Source organism: Pontimonas salivibrio, from assembly GCF_002950575.1.
GTDB classification, from domain to species: domain Bacteria; phylum Actinomycetota; class Actinomycetes; order Actinomycetales; family Microbacteriaceae; genus Pontimonas; species Pontimonas salivibrio.
Genome location: NZ_CP026923.1, coordinates 610,396 through 625,794, shown reverse-complemented (window position 1 = coordinate 625,794; position 15,399 = coordinate 610,396). Strand labels below are relative to the sequence as shown.

Below are 15,399 nucleotides of genomic sequence, written 5' to 3'. Positions count from 1 at the left end.
CCCTACTCGAACCGCAGCGCTTCCACAGGTTGAAGTTTGGCGGCGGACCGCGCAGGCCACACACCAAAGACAATTCCGACGAACGCACTAAAGCCCAGTGCGAGCGCGACTGTTCCCGGGTCGATAAAGAAATCCCACCCACCCACCTGGGCAAGCCCAAACGAACCCAACAGACCGATGATCAGCCCGATGAATCCACCCAGCAGTGACAGCAGGATCGCTTCGAGGAGGAACTGGGTGAGAATCTGACCCTGGGTGGCACCAATTGCCCGTCGCACACCAATTTCTCGGGTGCGCTCACGCACCGAGACGAGCATGATGTTCATAATTCCGATACCACCGACGATGAGGCTGATTCCCGCAATAGCGGTAATAAACAGACTGAGCGTTCCGGTGACTGTATTGACGGCATCTTGCAGGGCGGCCTGGTTGAAAATAATGAACTCGGCGTCGTCATCATCCACGAAACCCTTACTCACCCGGAGGTAGCTCTCCACGGCGGATTCGACCGAGGCGACAGAATCCTCATCGACCGCTTGAATGTTAATCACCGACACGTAGGGCGATTTTGCATACAGGCTCCGAGCGGCGGTCTGTGTCATCAAGACGTTGCCGCCACCACCAAAACCTTCGGCGTCATCCAAGACGCCGATGACCTGGAAAGCCACACCATTGACCCGAATCTCGCTACCTAAGTCATCAAAACCAAGACCCAAATCTGACGCGGCAATGGCGCTCAGCACAACCACACGAGACGACTGAGAGGCTCGATCCTCGGGCAGAAAACGCCCAGAGCCCACCGTGGGTGTCGCAATTTCTTCATAGCCTGGAGACACCCCGATGAGGGCAACCCTGGCCTCGTTTCCTTCAAACGAGGCGTTGCCGTTCGAGCGCACCTCACTGGAGACACGCAACACCCCCTGAATGGTGGAAATATTCTCGATGTCTTGATCTTGCAAACCATCGGGAGTGGTGGAGGTCACCGAAATCTGGTTGGCCCCCAAATCAGCCAACGAATCATTGATGCCCTGCTGGGCACCCTGACCAACGGAAATCAGGGTAACCACGGTGGAGACACCGATCACGATTCCCAGCATGGTCAGCGCTGAGCGCAACTTGGAGGCCCAAATACGCTGTGTGGCTAAGCGCAGGAGCAGCGCGAGGGTCATCGGCTCGCCGCCGTGAGTGGCGAGCGCTCATCGCGCTCGATAAGACCATCGCGAATGTGCACTCGCCGGTTTGCGGCCGCCGCGACATCCAGCTCGTGGGTAATCAGCACAATCGTGCGGCCCTCAGCGTTCATTTCCTTAAAAATATTCATTACCGCTTCACCGGAGGCAGAATCCAAAGCACCAGTGGGTTCATCCGCGAGCACAATGTCGGGGTTGGTCACCAACGCACGGGCAATCGCCACCCGCTGTTGCTGTCCACCACTGAGTCGTGCGCGGTCAAAATTCAAACGTTCACCGAGTCCCAATCGGGTGAGCATTTCCGCCGCCCGGCGCCTCGCCTCACGAGGTTTCACACCCTGATACAACAGTGGCGTGGCGACGTTATCCACTGCGGAGGTCAGCGGCAAGAGTTGGAACTGTTGAAACACAAAACCGATTGATTTCGAACGCAATTCGGTCAACTCGCCGTCATCGAGGTCCTGGACATTCTTGCCCGCCACAATGACTTCGCCGGAGCTCGGGCGATCGAGACACCCGACCAGGTTCATCAGTGTCGATTTACCCGAACCAGAGGGCCCCACAATGGCGACAAATTCGCCGCGATCTACCTGGAAACTCACATCGGCAAGCGCCACCGTGACCACATCACCGGTTTGATATTCCCGCCTGACGTGACGAAGGTCAACGACGAGATCACTCATCAAATTGCTCCCGCTGGCGCTGTTGATCTTCCACACCTGGTGGCGGTCCCGTTGCCGGATCAAATTCGTCATCCGAGCTCACCACGGGAAACTCACCCACGTCACCGATGATGACGGTTTCGCCACCTTCCAGACCGGAGGTGATTTCGACAAAGTTACTTCCTTGGGTGCCCGTTTCCACAACCACTTCTTGGACGGTGGCGTTATCGAGAAGAACATTGACCACCACATCCTCGCCCCGCACATTGAGCGCAGCAACCGGGGCGGCGACGACGTCGACGTTCTCGGCCGTAATGATGTTGATCTGAGCGGTCATTCCGACCCGCAACAACTCGGGCGGGTTCGAAATAGATACGGTCACCGGGTAGGTGGTGAGTGACCCACCAGTGGGGTCAACTTGGCCCATGAGTGACACTTCGGTCACTGTGCCCTCGCGGCTTTCACCCGGAATAGCGTCAAAGTCGACTTGGACGCTTTGGCCCTCTTCGATGGAAATAATGTCCGATTCGGCAAAGTTTGCGGTCACTTCGAACGCACCCAGGTCGGCAATGATGAACGCATCAGCGCCTGCGGTGGTGACCGAGTCACCTTCTTCTGCACCGACCATCAACACCGTGCCGGACATTGGGGCGCGCAGTGTGGCCTTCTCAAGGTTCGCTTCAGCTTGTTCGAGCCCGGCCTGCGCGGCAGCGAGCCCACTGGACGCGGCTGCTTTTTGCAGGGGTACTCGGGCTTGTTGATATTCGGCCGTGTCGCGCTGAGCTTGGGCAGCGGCGAGTTGACGATTCGCGGTTGCGACAGCTTCCGAGCGATTACTGTCGAGGTCTTTGGCGTTCGCAATAGCTTGTTCGGCTGCGGCGAGCGCCTGGTCAGCGGTATTGATGGCTTGCTGAGCGGTTGCTTCCGCGAGGTTCGCAGCGCTCACACCGTCTCTCGCGCTGGCCACACTGTTTTGGGCGGTGGCGAGTGCCGATTCCAACGCCGTGGGGTCGAGGGTGGCCAACACATCGCCCGCGTTTACTTCATCGCCTGCTTCGACAACGATGCTCGAGACATCGCCGGCGGTCGCAAAGTTGACACCCAGTTGATCAGCAGCCTGTACTTCACCGGAGGCGGCGACCGTGGTGGAGATGGTGCGCACGTCGACCTCGCTGGTAATCAGCTGATCCACCGGGTCGGGTTGGTTTGTGAGTGACACCGCTGTGGCCACACCGGCACCCACAACGGCCACCCCAATCACAACGCCGAGAGTAATTTTGGTCGACTTCTTCACGATTACTGCGTGTCCTTTACTGGAGGGCTAACGGCCTAGGGCCTGGAAAACCGAGAATCGCCCGAAAATGTGTTCCCGGGCGTGAGCCAGTCTGCCAGCGAGCGGGGGCACAGCCTTGGTAGCTCCTGGGAGTTTTCCCATTCCCGGCGGCACGCTAAAAGGGGCCAGACAGGGGAAAACCAGATGATTTTGCCCAGGACAAGACATCGCCCGCCAATTACGCTGAGGGTGAGCCACACAAGCGAGAGGCAACGACGTGCAGAGCAACAACAGTGACGACCCCCTCGTCTTGCGATGGATTTTGCGCACCGGAGCGGCCGTCTTTGGTCTGAGTGCAGTGTGGCTACTCGTCACACCTGGTTTCTTCCTGGAACTACTCGCTCTCGAGCCGACACTGCCTCTGCGGTGGTCGATGTGGATGACCGCGATCACGCTGATTGCGCTCACCGGCAATATGGCCGTTGTGTCGTTTCGCGCCCCTGCTTCTGGTGTGGTCGCGTCGTCGATGGTGATGATGGTGGCCTCAGGAGCCCTCGGGTTTGTCACACTGCTTGTTCCGGCAGCGATTACGGGCTTTGGGGTGGCCTACGGCCTGCTCAGTTTTGCGTTTTCGGCAGCGTATTTCGCTGCCCTCGCCCGGTGGTGGCGCCCCGGTCGCTAGAATCCTCGAATGGCTTCGACAGATAACGCCAGATTGGTCTGGCTCGACGCGGAAATGACCGGGCTCGACCTCCAATCTGACGAACTGATTGAAGTCGCGGTGTTGATTACCGACTACAACCTCACCGTGTTGGATGAGGGTTTCCACCGGGTCATTGCCCCCAGTGCGAAAGCCCTGGAGCAGATGGGCGACTTTGTCCGTCAGATGCACACCAGCTCAGGGTTACTCGACGAGTTAGCAGGCGGGATTAGCTTGGAGCAGGCCCAATCCGAACTGATGGACTATCTACGCTCCCACGTGCCAGAGCCTCAATCAGCCCCCTTAGCGGGTAACACCATCGGCACCGATCGTGCGTTTATCCAACGCGATATGCCCGAGGTGAACGCCCACCTGCACTACCGAAATATTGACGTATCGACCATTAAAGAACTCACCCGACACTGGTTTCCCCGGATGTATTTCCAAGCACCGGAAAAAAATGGTGGCCACCGGGCACTGGCAGATATTCGGGAGTCCATTCGAGAACTCGCCTACTACCGCCAGGTGGCTTTCGTGGACGAGCCTGGCCCTAGCACCAGTGAAATCAAGAAAATCAGCCAGGAAATCGTCACCCGCTTCGAATAACCAGGGCCCCACCCATCGCGCGCGACAGGGCGCTCACTTGGTGACCCGCACTGTATTAGACTGTGGGAGCTCGAGCATCGGGCGCATGGTGGGTATAGCTCAGCTGGTAGAGCGCCTGGTTGTGGTCCAGGAGGTCGCGGGTTCAAGCCCCGTTACTCACCCCAAAGCCCCACCCGAAGAGGTCTCTCATCTCCGACTGGTGGCCCACCCTCGAACAGTTTGAAGCCCTCGTGGTGGAAGGGCTCGATCGTTTGCCCGACGAGATGGTCGATGGCCTCGACAACTTAGTGTTCTTAGTCCAAGACATGCCGGAACAGTCCGAGGCTGTCTTGGGGATTTATGAGGGCGTCGCGCTGACCGAACGCGGTGACTACGGCTACGGCGAATTACCCGACCGCATCGTGCTTTACCGTCAACCACTAATCGAACAATCGGAATCCTTAGAGCGCCTCGTACACGAAATTCACGTCACGCTGGTGCACGAAATTGCCCACTATTACGGCATTGACGACCAACAGCTTCACGAGTTGGGCTGGGGTTAAGCGGTGATGATTGAATCCGCGAGACTCCGCGATTGGTGGATTCGGTAAAACCGCTCCTCTTGTAGTGCCCACCGCAGCCAGTGGGGGGCGAATTGCTCACCATCGCGATCGAGGGCTCGCTGTTTCCTTACCTCATCATCTGCGTCCACCCACAAGCGCGTTGTCGCGTAGAGCGCAGTGAAGGTGGATAAAGCACCACATCCTTCGATGATGAGGTTCACCTCCGGGCCAATTTCCCGCACTCCGCCGGGGCGACTTCTGGCCCAATCCCACATGCGTAGTCGAGCGACCCGCCCTTCACTCCAGGGCACAATCCCGTGTTGGTAGGTGTGCCAGTGGCCAGCATCCAACCCATCCCAGCCCGGGTAGACCTCATCAAGACTCAAAAGGGTGAAGCCTGACTCACGGGCTAACGCACTGGCCCACTGCGTTTTTCCCGCGCCCGAGCGACCATCGACCAGGACCAACTGCCTGGCAGTCCCACTCTCAGCGATCGACATCGACTCGACCCGTCCTACTACCCACCGACGAGATAAACCACACCACCGCAATCGCAAGGGCAATAAACACCGTGGCGGCGACCATCGCCATTCCCACATTTTCCGCCCCCGGGCGGGACATCAGTCGGAACATCACCAAAGGCAAGGTTTGGTCAGAGCCGTAAGCCAGGAAGCTGGCAGCACCAAACTCACCCAGCGAACCCAAACTCACGAGTGCTGCAGCCGCGGTGAGGGGTTTTGCCAGGGTGGGCAACTCCACCAACGAAAACACCTGAAGGCTGTTGGCTCCGTCCAGGCGTGCCGCTTCGAGTAATTCACGTGAGAGCGAACGCCTGGCGGGAGCAATGATCTGAAACGCTAACGGGGTGAGAAAAATGCTTTGAACAGCGGGCAGAAGTAGCCAACTGCCGGAAATGGTGGCGGGTAAATAACCCGAGAGCACCAGAGCCGTCAAGCCAATCGCGACAGGCGAAATACCAATCGGCGCTAACACTGCTAAGCCCACACGCTTCGCACTTAACCACCACGCGACCAGGAGGGAAATGGCGAGCGCCACAAGGAGGTTGCGAAGCGAATTCCCCATCGCGTCGATCACGCTGAGATTGAGAATGTCTCTCGATCCACGCCCGGCGAGGTTGACCATGTTTCCCCACAGCCCAGGCCCCGCGGTGACTGCTCGATAGACCACGCCGGACACCAACCACGTCACCGCGCCAATCACCACACCACCGATCAGCATTCCAGGCACAAAACGGCGGGACACCGCCTCGCTGTCACCAAACAACACCGTGGGTGTTGCCCCGAGGCGTCTCGAGATGAGGAAGAAAGCAACCGTCAACAGGCTTTGTAACACGGCGAGCCATGCGGCAGTGGGCAGGTCAAGCAGCTGGAGGGCCACGATGGCGATACCCGTCTCGAGGGTGTTGATCGACCCCTGCCCCAAAGAGACCACCAAGCCGAAACTGGTTGCCGAATAGAGCGCAACCAGCAGGGCCGCCGCGCTCAGCGCAGGCAGCTGTTGGGGTATTTCGATGAAACGCCTGGTCTGACCGGGCGAAGCACCATCGAGAGCTGCCGCCTCCACCTGGTCTCTTGGCACCAGGGAGGCAGCTGTCACCACGGCGATAAAGCCCGCATTCATCAGCGCATGCGCAGCCACCACCGCGAGGATGCCCACGCGGGTGTCATCCAACCACGCGCCAAACAGTGGGCGAAAGGCCAGCCCGATCAAAAACGCGGGCAACAAAAAGGGCAAGAGCAGGACACTGGTGACCAGCTTCCTTCCCCGCCGAAGCGAGGCCAGCCATAAGCCCACCGGGTAGCCAAGGAGCATTGTCACTACCGCGCTCATCGTCGCGATCAGCGCGGTAGTGACAAACAGTTCTCCGCTAGCCAGCGAACACCTCAGACCATTCGTCTAACCATGCTTCCCGGTTGGCGTTAATGTCGAGGTCTTCACCGAGAGTGGATGTGGCGGGGGTCGCAAACTCTGCCCACGCCGCGGGGACCTCTGTCCCCTCTACTGCCGGATAGACATACATGGCTTCTGGGACCGAGCGTTGAAAATCATCCCCGAGCATGAAGTCGATGAGAGCTTCCGCCCCCGCAATGTTGTCCGAGTCGGCAATCACGCCCGCATACTCGGTCTGCCGGAAACACTCATCCAATAGGGCCTTCGAACCGGGACTGCCATCCTCATTTACTTCAGCCGACGGCGATGAGGCGTAGCTCAACACGACGGGATAGTTACCGCCGTACCGGGAGAAGTCGGAGAAGTAGGCGTCCTCCCACGACCCGGCCACTTTCACGTCGTTATCGCGCAGCGCGGACCAAAAGCCCAGCACCTCGTCCGAGGTGTCAAAAGCGGCGTGTGTGGTCGCCAGAAACGCCAAACCGGGTGAGGAAGTGTTCGGGTTGGTCACCACTGTGAGCCCCCGGTAGTCCTCGTTCACCAGATCCCGCCAGGTTGCAGGCGGTGTCATGCCTGCCTCGTCAAACCAGGCAATGTCGTAGTTAACGCACACATCCGAATAGTCAATAGCCGACGGAGTGGAATCAAAGACCCCTTCGGATTCGGCTCGACCAAAGAAAGTGTTGTCGATTCCAAAGAACGCATCCGCAACGGGTGCGTTCTTGGTGAGCACAAGCTGGTTGGTGAGCGAACCGGTATCACCCAGGCGAATGATTTCTAGGTCATAACCAGTATCGGTCTCGAACTGTTCGACAAGTTCGTCACTGATGACAAACGAGTCGTGTGCGGCCAAGCGCACCAGAGTGTTTTCTGGTGCCGTGCAGCCGGCCAACACCATCAGGCCGGCGAGTAGTAACGCAATTTTCTTCATTACGTGCCTTTCGTAATCGATTGATAACGTGGCACGGGTAGAGGTCCTCCCTGCGCCGGCATGATCCGGATCAGGTTCGACGGTCGAAGCGTTTGCTTCCTCTCAGCCTCTTTCTCGAGACTCCCGTGTTACAGAAATAGTTTAGCGCAGATCGATGCGGGGAATTTTGAAGACTTGATTTTCTCGAAGCTTGTGACTCCAGCGCATACCTTTGGCGATGGGGTAAATGGCCAAATACACCCACGCCGGTGCCCTGAGGCGTCGTTTGCGAATCCCGTGGTGGCGGTAGGTGCGATCGAAGCGTTGCACGTAGTCGTAAAAATCTTTCGGAGTATCTTCGACTCGCCTGGCCGACATACCCGCCACCATGTGTGATGCGTAGATCGCCTTAAAACCTTGGTCGTAGAGGTGCACAGAGAGGTCAATGTCTTCGTGCATGTCGTCGTCTGAATCCAGACACACTTCGTCTCGCACCGCCCACCAGGCGTCCCGGCGAAGAGCCATGTTTGTCCCGAACAGGAACTTGTAGCTGGTCGCTAAGCGAAACATTGCTTTTCGCATCGTGTCATCGGCTCTGGCCATGTAGCGACGAAGGGGCATGTCGTAGTAGATCACTGGCCCGGTCGCGGCGTGCACATTCGAATCTGCGAAAACATTTTTGACCTGCTCGACCCAGTTGGGCTCCAACAACGTATCCGAATCAATCCGACCAATGACGTCGGATTCGACAGCGTCGAACCCCATATTTCTGGTCGGGGTAATGCCCTGTTCGGATTCTTGGCTCAGAACCCGAATCGGCGCGTCGGGGTGTTGGGCGATGAGTTCCTCAACGATGTGGCGAGTGCGATCACGGGACCGGTTATCCACGATGATGATTTCATCCGCGGGGACTGTTTGGCCCAGCGCGGCCATCACACAGGCACGAATGGTGTCCTCTTCGTTGTATGCGGGAATGACAATTCCCACGCTCACGACAGGAGCCTCAGACATGGCGTGCTGGGGCAGCCATCAGTTGCACCACGACGCTGCCGCCTTTAGTTGCTTGAGTATCGATATCCACAAACCCCAACCTACGGTGAAAAGCGATGCTCGCCGGGTTGGGAGGTTCGAGGTTCACCTCGCAGGTGACCTGGGCGTGGCCTTGATCTTGGGCTCGGTTAAACACTTCTTGGTAGAGCGTCGCACCCAGCTTCATTCCCCTGTAGCGGGGATCAATCACAATCCGGTCGATGTAGAAGTGGCTGGTGTAGCGGCCTTCGAAGTAGCGGTAATTTTCCGAGTCGTAGTCAACACCGGGGTCAAAACAGATCACAAAGCCCACTACTTGGCCGTCACGTTCAGCAACAATCGACCACGACGATGCCTCTAACAGTGTGGCCATCTCGTCGAGAGACACTTCGGGAACAGCTGGTACTGCGCCGTTGTTCAACTGGACCAGCCGGGACGCATCTCCTGGCAGTGTGTCTCGGACCGCGACGGGTGAACCGAGACTCGCTTCAGAAGTACTGGGGGGTGTGACCACCGCGCCAGCCTACCAAGCTCGGGTCACCAACCCCAGGTGCCCGGTGCGCCTTTAAAGGGGCCCTTCACCCGCGAGGTAATCCAGCCACCATAGAAGTCACCCTCCTGAGCGACAACCTTTTCGCCGTTGACCCGCACATCGTCAAACATTCCCGGATACAGCGCGGCATGGTCAGCAAGTCGGGTGAAATCGCGGTGAGGCGTCGGGTACCACCACACCGCGCGGGATAGGCGCTGCCCGTCCACAACCACATCGGCATAAGACGCCGCGCCCTTAAATTCGCACATTGTTTGCCCCGCCACAGGCTCTAACACCCCTGGGGTGAAATCCTTCAAAGGGATGTAGTACGTCGGAGGGTGGCTGGTTTCCAACACCCGAATAGTGTCCGTCGAATCAGCAATCACCACACCACCGTGAGTCACGACGACGCGTTCGTCACTGGCATCCATGGCCGGAGGCCTGGGGTAGTCCCACACCGATTCCGGAGCGTATTCTTTTTCGGCCATCACAATCCCTTCACGAAACCCCCACGTTAAGGGCTCTTTGACAGCGAAAGCTTAGAAAATCGTGCGCACCATTTCGGTGGAGCCCATTTCCCGCTAGGCTGTGGGTGCGTTGAAAGGCCCAGTGGTCAGTCGGTGTTGTGGGTGCCCATACGGACCTACTTTCTGGGAGATCACACTGGGAGTCTCGACGAGTTGTTTCGTCGTTCGAAACTCCTACCAGATATACCCCGAAAGTAAGGAAAGTACATGGCAACCGGAACCGTGAAATGGTTCAACGCCGATAAAGGCTACGGGTTCATTACCCCCGACGATGGCGGAGCGGACGTTTTCGCCCACTTCAGCGCCATTCAGTCGAGTGGTTACCGAAGCCTCGAAGAGAACCAGAAGGTTCAGTTCGAAACCACCCAGGGCCAGAAAGGCCCTCAGGCAGAGAACATCCAACCGCTCTAGAACGGTTGGAGTAACACTGTGGCCAGCCTCCGGGCTGGCCACAGTGCTTTGTAGGGGCTTTTTTCTTCCCCCGGTTGCCCCACGCACCGGGGGTTTTGTTTTCTCCTGACCCGCAGGTTCTAGACTGTGGTCAATGCGCCCGCTCGATCCTGATGAGATTCGTGGGTCCATTGTGAACATTGACGACTCTGAGCGGCAAGAGATTCCCCTTCCCGGTCTTCACGAGACCGTGTGGGACGAGCGGGAGTTCCTCGGTTGGCGTGACCCTGAGCGGCCCCACCGCGGCTACCTTGTGTTTTGGGACGGCGACACCCCGGTAGGTGTGTGGGTGAGGGCGGCCGAGTCCACTATGCCGGCTGGTAGACCGGCGATGTGTTCGCTGTGTCACACCCAGCAACCTGCGCCCCAAGTAAGCCTCTTTGTCGCCCCCAAAGCTGGCGCATCAGGCAAGAAGGGCGACACTGTCGGCACCTATTTGTGTCGGGACTTAAATTGCCCCATTTTGATGCGTCAGAAATCAGACGAGCTTGCTCGGCCGATTGACTCGGAGCACACCAGGAGGCTGCTCGCCGAGGGCGTGCTGAAACGCCTGTCGGGTTTCACGGCACGCGTGCGAAACGACCGTTGAGAGTAGCGGGTGAGTCCAAAACCTAAGAGGCGAACCCCAAGAGGCGAATCCAAAGGGGCGACCCCTGTTTGGTAGTGGCTCTCTCAGCAAAACGAGCTCGAGTGTTAGCGCTCTGAACGTCCCAGAATGACCATGGGAATCCAAAAAGCAGCCGACGAGGTGAAAATCCCGGCAGTGAAGAGCAATGCGGCGTATTCCTCGGGGACAACAAAGGCGTAGGTGAACATCGGAAACGATGCGAGGAAGATGACCGATGAGAGAATGAAGAGGAAGATATTCATGGTCCCCCCAGTATCCCACACTAAGAAAGTGTTGTGATGGCGCCACCTAACCGGTCAGCAAAACAACGGCTCAAAATTCGTCGTATCCGCATTACCGGCTGGACCGCACTGTCTAGTCTCCTCGTGACCATCGTGGGGTTTCTCGTCTGGGCCTACACGCCCTACCCCGACCAACCTGAACCCCTACGAGACTTGTTTGCCAGGGAGGAGGTTGCCTGGTCGATTACCCCGGACCTCGTCGTGATGGCACCGATCAACCAGGACGGCCCACTTGAAGGTGAGGCGATGGTGTTTCTCCCTGGTGCCAGAGTGAGCCCCCACGCTTATGCGGCCACTTTTCACGAGGTGGTGACCGAAACGGGCCTCACCGTCCTTGTTCCCCGACCACTGGCGAACCTTGCTCTCGCCGACGGACGAAGCGTTGACGATTTCCAACAACTCATCCCCGACACTCCCATCACTATGGTGGGTGGCCACTCCATGGGTGGCGTCAGGGCGTGCAGTCTGGCACTCCATCCCGACGTTGAACGGCTCGTCTTGATGGCCAGTTACTGTGCGAGTGACCTTCAGGAGACCACCCTCACAGTGTTGAGTGTGCAGGGATCCGAAGATGAACTCATCGACCAGGATGAACTCGCCGCTGCGAGGGCCTTGATGCCGGAAAACTACCGAGAGGTCACCATTGAGGGCGCAAGCCATGCCTCGTTTGCTGATTACGGGCCACAAAGCGGTGATGGCACACCCAAGCTTTCCCGAGCGGAAGCAATCGAAGCGATCACCACACTTCTCGTGCCGGACCTCACCAACTAGCTGTGCAGCCAGCCTGAGACGCTTCAGGTGTTAAGACTGTGAGGCTTGTTCGAGAATGAGCTCTCGCACGCGCTGAGCGTCTGCTTGACCACCCAAGGCTTTCATCACCTGACCGATAATGGCACCCGCGGCCTGCACTTTGCCTTCGCGAATTTTCTCTAAGACGTCGGGTTGGGCACTCAGCGCCTCATCAATCGCTGCGCGGAGCGCCCCGTCGTCACTGACCACCGCGAGACCACGGGCGTCAATAATCTCCGCCGCGGTGCCTTCGCCGTCAACCATGGCGAGAAGGACTTCCCGCGCCATTTTGTCGTTGATGGTGCCCTGGGTGATGTGGCTATCGAGCTCAACAACCTGCGCAGGGGTCAACAGGCTGGTCACCAGCACATCACGGTCGTTGGCGATCCGGGAGAGCTCACCCAGCCACCATTTTTTGGCTGACGCCGGCGTGGTGCCCTGGTTGATGGTCTCCTCCACCACATCCAACAGGTCCGCGTTGATGAGGGCTTGGAAGTCCGTTTCGGCCAGCTGCCATGCTTCGCGCAGTCGCCGGCGCCGAACGGACGGGGTTTCTGGCAAGGACTGCCTGATCTCTTCCACCCAGTCCGGGTCGGGACTCACCGGCAGGAGGTCCGGTTCCGGGAAGTAGCGGTAATCATCGGCATCTGATTTGGGACGACCCGGGCTGGTTTGACCGGTGTCTTCGTGCCAGTGCCGGGTTTCCTGAGTGATGGCCGTACCCTCCAACAGCAGGGTGGCCTGCCGCCGGATTTCGTAAATCACGGCACGCTCGATAGAGCGAAACGAGTTGACGTTCTTGGTTTCCGTGCGGGTACCGAACTCGGTGGCGCCCTTGGGCATCAGAGAGACGTTAGCGTCACAGCGCAGATTTCCACGCTCCATGCGCGCCTGGGACACACCCAGTGCGATCACGATGTCGCGGATGGTTTGTACATAGGCGCGAGCCAACTGGGGTGCTTTCTCCCCGGCGCCCGCAATCGGCCGGGTCACAATTTCCACTAGGGGCACACCCGCCCGGTTGTAGTCGACCAGAGAATACTCGGCACCTTGGATACGTCCGGTGTTGCCTCCCACGTGGGTGAGTTTCCCGGCATCCTCTTCCATGTGGGCGCGCTCGATTTCCACACTCCACACGCTCTGGTCATCGAGTTCCACTTCGACGACACCGTCGTGGGCGATCGGTTCGTCGTATTGGCTGATTTGGTAGTTCTTGGCCAGGTCGGGGTAGAAGTAGTTTTTTCTTGCAAAACGTGAGGTGGGACGAATCTCACAGCCCAGGGCCAGACCGAGGGCAATGCTGGAGCGCACCGCCTCAGCGTTCACCACCGGCAAGGAGCCCGGTAATCCCAGGCACACCGGTGAGATGGCCGTATTGGGGGCAAAATCTTCCAGTGATGCAGCCGGGTTGGGTGCGGGAGAAAACATTTTTGTTGTCGTACTGAGCTCGACGTGCACTTCCAGTCCGATGACCGGATCAAAATGCTCCAGTGCAACATCTAAATCGACGAGAGTGTTCACTGAGCCACCCCCTGTCGTTGTTGACCAGGCTCTGGCACGAGTGCGCTGAGTGTGGAGCCGTCGCGCTGAATCATGAGTGCTTCCAAGGCTGCTCCCACGCTGTAAAGGCGTTGGTCTTGGAAGGCGGGTGCCATGAGTTGAGCACCGACCGGGAGGCCATCTTCTGGCGCCAGGCCAATGGGAAGTGACAGCCCCGGAACTCCGGCAAGGTTTGCCGGAATAGTGGTCAGGTCGTTGGCATACATCGTCAACGGGTTATCCAACTGTTCGCCCAACTTAAACGCCGTGGTCGGAGCGGAGGGGGTGATCAGAGCATCAACTTGTTCGAAGGCTCTTTGGAAGTCGCCCTGGATGAGGGTGCGCACCTGTTGGGCACTGCCGTAATAGGCATCGTAGTAACCCGCACTCAGTGCATAGGTGCCCAAAATGATGCGCCGTTTGACTTCGTCACCGAAGCCGGCCTCACGAGTCGCCGCCATCACGTCTTCGACAGTGACCTGACCATTGGTGGGGGTGGTGCGCATCCCAAACCGGACAGAATCATATTTCGCGAGATTACTCGAGGCTTCCGCAGGCAGAATCAGGTAGTACGCGGCCACCGCATAGTCAAAGTGTGGGCAGTCGACATCGATAATTTCGGCGCCGTGGGCACTGGCCAATTCGAGCAACTCAGCAAAGCGGGAGCGAACCCCGGGTTGGAAGCCGTCAGTGTCAAGCTGTCTCACTCGACCCAGGCGCACCCCGCGCAAGTCAGGTTCTGCTCCCGATCGAAGTGCTGCTTCCAACATGGACGGCCAAGCATCAGGAATTGACGTCGAATCGTGGGGGTCGTGACCGGCGATGACGTCGTGGAGTAGTGCGGCGTCAGCGACGCTCCTCGCGACCGGTCCTACTTGGTCGAGGGAGGACGCCAACGCAATCACACCGTAACGGCTCACTCCGCCGTATGTGGGCTTCATTCCTACCGTTCCGGTGAGGGCTGCAGGCTGTCGAATGGACCCACCAGTGTCGCTACCGAGCGCGATCGGTGCCTCAAATGCCCCTACCGCCGCAGCGGAACCTCCCCCGGAACCGCCGGGCACACGCTCAATGTCCCACGGGTTGGTGGTCGGACCGTAGGCGGAGTGTTCTGTGGATGAACCCATAGCGAATTCGTCCATGTTCGTCTTACCCAGTGCCACCATCCCGGCGTCACGGTATTTTTTCACCACTGTCGCGTCGTAGGGCGGATACCAGCCTTCCAGAATGCGTGACCCCGCTGTGGTGGGCATCCCCACCGTACACAGCACGTCTTTGACCCCTAGGGGAAGCCCGGCGGTGGGGGGAAGACTTTTGCCCTCAGCACGTGCGGTGTCAATCTTTTTGGCCTCAGCGAGTGCTCCCTCATTGACGTGCACGAACGCGTTCAACACGGGTTCTACGGCCGCAATGCGGTCCACAAATGCTTGGGTCACCTCGGTGGCAGAGACTTCACCCGACTGCAACAAGCCTTGAAGGTCGAGGGCGGAAAGCCGATGAAGGTCGCTCACTGTTCTTCACCCAGGATTGCGGTGACTCGAAAACGCGAGCCGTCATGATCGGGCGCACCCTCCAGGGCCTGCTCAGTGGTCAACGTGTCGCCGACTTCGTCGACTCGCCACACGTTTCCTAAACCAATCGGATGGCTGGTCGGTTCGACACCTTCAGAGACCACAGCACTCACTTTTTCCACGGCGTCAACGATGGCGCCCAGTTCCCCGGCAAGTCGCGTGATTTCGCCCTCATCCAAAGCAATGCGGGCTAAGCCCGCAAGGTGTCGCACCTGATCCGGGGTAATTTCCGACATAACGCCCTCTACTTAATCGACCC

19 protein-coding genes, 1 tRNA gene and 1 riboswitch are annotated in these 15,399 nt (G+C 58.5%); of the genes, 7 read left to right on the top strand and 13 right to left on the bottom strand.

From position 1 onward, the window contains the following. Positions 1–2 precede the first annotated feature (2 nt). From C3B54_RS03295 to C3B54_RS03285, 3 genes are read right to left on the bottom strand one after another with little or no spacing between them, the layout of a single operon-like run. Positions 3–1,169 (bottom strand): ABC transporter permease, encoded by a 1,167-nt coding sequence (locus C3B54_RS03295; protein WP_104913229.1) that lies wholly within the window; start codon positions 1,167–1,169, stop codon positions 3–5. After that, positions 1,166–1,873: an ABC transporter ATP-binding protein gene (locus C3B54_RS03290; protein ID WP_104913228.1), complete on the bottom strand. Its 708-nt coding sequence runs from the start codon at positions 1,871–1,873 to the stop codon at positions 1,166–1,168. Before C3B54_RS03290 ends, C3B54_RS03295 begins: the two co-directional genes overlap by 4 nt. Continuing rightward, positions 1,866–3,146 carry an efflux RND transporter periplasmic adaptor subunit gene (locus C3B54_RS03285; protein WP_158665496.1) on the bottom strand — a complete coding sequence of 427 codons (1,281 nt, stop codon included), beginning with the start codon at positions 3,144–3,146 and terminating at the stop codon, positions 1,866–1,868. Before C3B54_RS03285 ends, C3B54_RS03290 begins: the two co-directional genes overlap by 8 nt. 256 nt (positions 3,147–3,402) lie before the next feature. Here C3B54_RS03285 and C3B54_RS03280 point away from each other — a divergent pair, with 256 nt between their 5' ends. The 4 genes from C3B54_RS03280 to C3B54_RS03265 all read left to right on the top strand — a co-directional run bounded on the left by C3B54_RS03280 (position 3,403) and on the right by C3B54_RS03265 (position 4,973). Further along, entirely contained in the window at positions 3,403–3,807 is a 405-nt protein-coding gene (locus C3B54_RS03280) for a hypothetical protein (protein ID WP_104913226.1), read from the top strand. 9 nt (positions 3,808–3,816) lie between these two features. Further along, positions 3,817–4,431 carry an oligoribonuclease gene (gene orn / locus C3B54_RS03275; RefSeq protein WP_104913225.1) on the top strand — a complete coding sequence of 205 codons (615 nt, stop codon included), beginning with the start codon at positions 3,817–3,819 and terminating at the stop codon, positions 4,429–4,431. Positions 4,432–4,519: 88 nt separating this feature from the next. Next, a tRNA-His gene (locus tag C3B54_RS03270) sits at positions 4,520–4,595 on the top strand. A 99-nt stretch (positions 4,596–4,694) separates the two neighbouring features. Further along, complete coding sequence (locus tag C3B54_RS03265; RefSeq protein ID WP_104914240.1) at positions 4,695–4,973, top strand: metallopeptidase family protein; 279 nt, start codon at positions 4,695–4,697, stop codon at positions 4,971–4,973. Here the strand turns inward: C3B54_RS03265 and C3B54_RS03260 are convergent. The 6 genes from C3B54_RS03260 to C3B54_RS03235 form a co-directional block, all read right to left on the bottom strand. Continuing rightward, the gene (locus tag C3B54_RS03260) at positions 4,970–5,473 is read right to left on the bottom strand and encodes a nucleoside/nucleotide kinase family protein (RefSeq protein WP_104913224.1); all 504 of its coding nucleotides are present in this window, start codon (positions 5,471–5,473) and stop codon (positions 4,970–4,972) included. The genes C3B54_RS03265 and C3B54_RS03260 overlap by 4 nt on opposite strands. Continuing rightward, positions 5,460–6,806: an ABC transporter permease gene (locus C3B54_RS03255; RefSeq protein ID WP_245868006.1), complete on the bottom strand. Its 1,347-nt coding sequence runs from the start codon at positions 6,804–6,806 to the stop codon at positions 5,460–5,462. The genes C3B54_RS03260 and C3B54_RS03255 overlap by 14 nt, the downstream gene beginning before the upstream one ends. A gap of 55 nt (positions 6,807–6,861) precedes the next feature. Further along, positions 6,862–7,815, bottom strand: coding sequence for a thiamine ABC transporter substrate-binding protein (locus C3B54_RS03250; RefSeq protein ID WP_104913222.1), 954 nt, complete (start codon positions 7,813–7,815; stop codon positions 6,862–6,864). 30 nt (positions 7,816–7,845) lie between these two features. Continuing rightward, positions 7,846–7,952: riboswitch (TPP riboswitch) on the bottom strand. 4 nt (positions 7,953–7,956) lie between these two features. Then, positions 7,957–8,805 carry a glycosyltransferase family 2 protein gene (locus tag C3B54_RS03245; protein WP_104913221.1) on the bottom strand — a complete coding sequence of 283 codons (849 nt, stop codon included), beginning with the start codon at positions 8,803–8,805 and terminating at the stop codon, positions 7,957–7,959. Then, positions 8,798–9,337, bottom strand: a complete 540-nt coding sequence (locus C3B54_RS03240) for a GNAT family N-acetyltransferase (RefSeq protein WP_104913220.1) — start codon at positions 9,335–9,337, stop codon at positions 8,798–8,800. Before C3B54_RS03240 ends, C3B54_RS03245 begins: the two co-directional genes overlap by 8 nt. A 23-nt stretch (positions 9,338–9,360) precedes the next feature. After that, positions 9,361–9,843 carry a DUF427 domain-containing protein gene (locus tag C3B54_RS03235; RefSeq protein ID WP_104913219.1) on the bottom strand — a complete coding sequence of 161 codons (483 nt, stop codon included), beginning with the start codon at positions 9,841–9,843 and terminating at the stop codon, positions 9,361–9,363. A 246-nt stretch (positions 9,844–10,089) separates the two neighbouring features. Between C3B54_RS03235 and cspE the strand changes: the two genes are divergently transcribed. Both cspE and C3B54_RS03225 read left to right on the top strand, forming a co-directional pair. Next, on the top strand, positions 10,090–10,293 hold the full coding sequence (gene cspE, locus C3B54_RS03230; protein ID WP_104913218.1) for a transcription antiterminator/RNA stability regulator CspE: 204 nt from the start codon (positions 10,090–10,092) through the stop codon (positions 10,291–10,293). A 133-nt stretch (positions 10,294–10,426) separates the two neighbouring features. Next, on the top strand, positions 10,427–10,921 hold the full coding sequence (locus C3B54_RS03225; RefSeq protein WP_104913217.1) for an FBP domain-containing protein: 495 nt from the start codon (positions 10,427–10,429) through the stop codon (positions 10,919–10,921). Positions 10,922–11,025: 104 nt separating this feature from the next. Here C3B54_RS03225 and C3B54_RS08745 read toward each other — a convergent pair whose 3' ends face one another. Further along, positions 11,026–11,202 carry a hypothetical protein gene (locus tag C3B54_RS08745; RefSeq protein ID WP_158665494.1) on the bottom strand — a complete coding sequence of 59 codons (177 nt, stop codon included), beginning with the start codon at positions 11,200–11,202 and terminating at the stop codon, positions 11,026–11,028. 36 nt (positions 11,203–11,238) lie between these two features. On the opposite strand from C3B54_RS08745, the gene C3B54_RS03220 reads away from it, so the two are divergent. Continuing rightward, a complete protein-coding gene (locus tag C3B54_RS03220; RefSeq protein ID WP_104913216.1) occupies positions 11,239–12,012 on the top strand; it encodes an alpha/beta hydrolase in 774 nt (257 codons plus the stop codon). A gap of 30 nt (positions 12,013–12,042) precedes the next feature. Here the strand turns inward: C3B54_RS03220 and gatB are convergent, their stop codons facing one another. Genes gatB through gatC form a run of 3 tightly spaced genes read right to left on the bottom strand, consistent with a single transcriptional unit; the run spans position 12,043 to position 15,376 of the window. Then, complete coding sequence (gene gatB / locus C3B54_RS03215; protein ID WP_104913215.1) at positions 12,043–13,551, bottom strand: Asp-tRNA(Asn)/Glu-tRNA(Gln) amidotransferase subunit GatB; 1,509 nt, start codon at positions 13,549–13,551, stop codon at positions 12,043–12,045. Continuing rightward, complete coding sequence (gene gatA / locus C3B54_RS03210; protein WP_104913214.1) at positions 13,548–15,080, bottom strand: Asp-tRNA(Asn)/Glu-tRNA(Gln) amidotransferase subunit GatA; 1,533 nt, start codon at positions 15,078–15,080, stop codon at positions 13,548–13,550. Before gatA ends, gatB begins: the two co-directional genes overlap by 4 nt. Then, positions 15,077–15,376, bottom strand: coding sequence for an Asp-tRNA(Asn)/Glu-tRNA(Gln) amidotransferase subunit GatC (gene gatC, locus C3B54_RS03205; protein ID WP_104913213.1), 300 nt, complete (start codon positions 15,374–15,376; stop codon positions 15,077–15,079). Before gatC ends, gatA begins: the two co-directional genes overlap by 4 nt. Positions 15,377–15,399 lie beyond the last annotated feature (23 nt).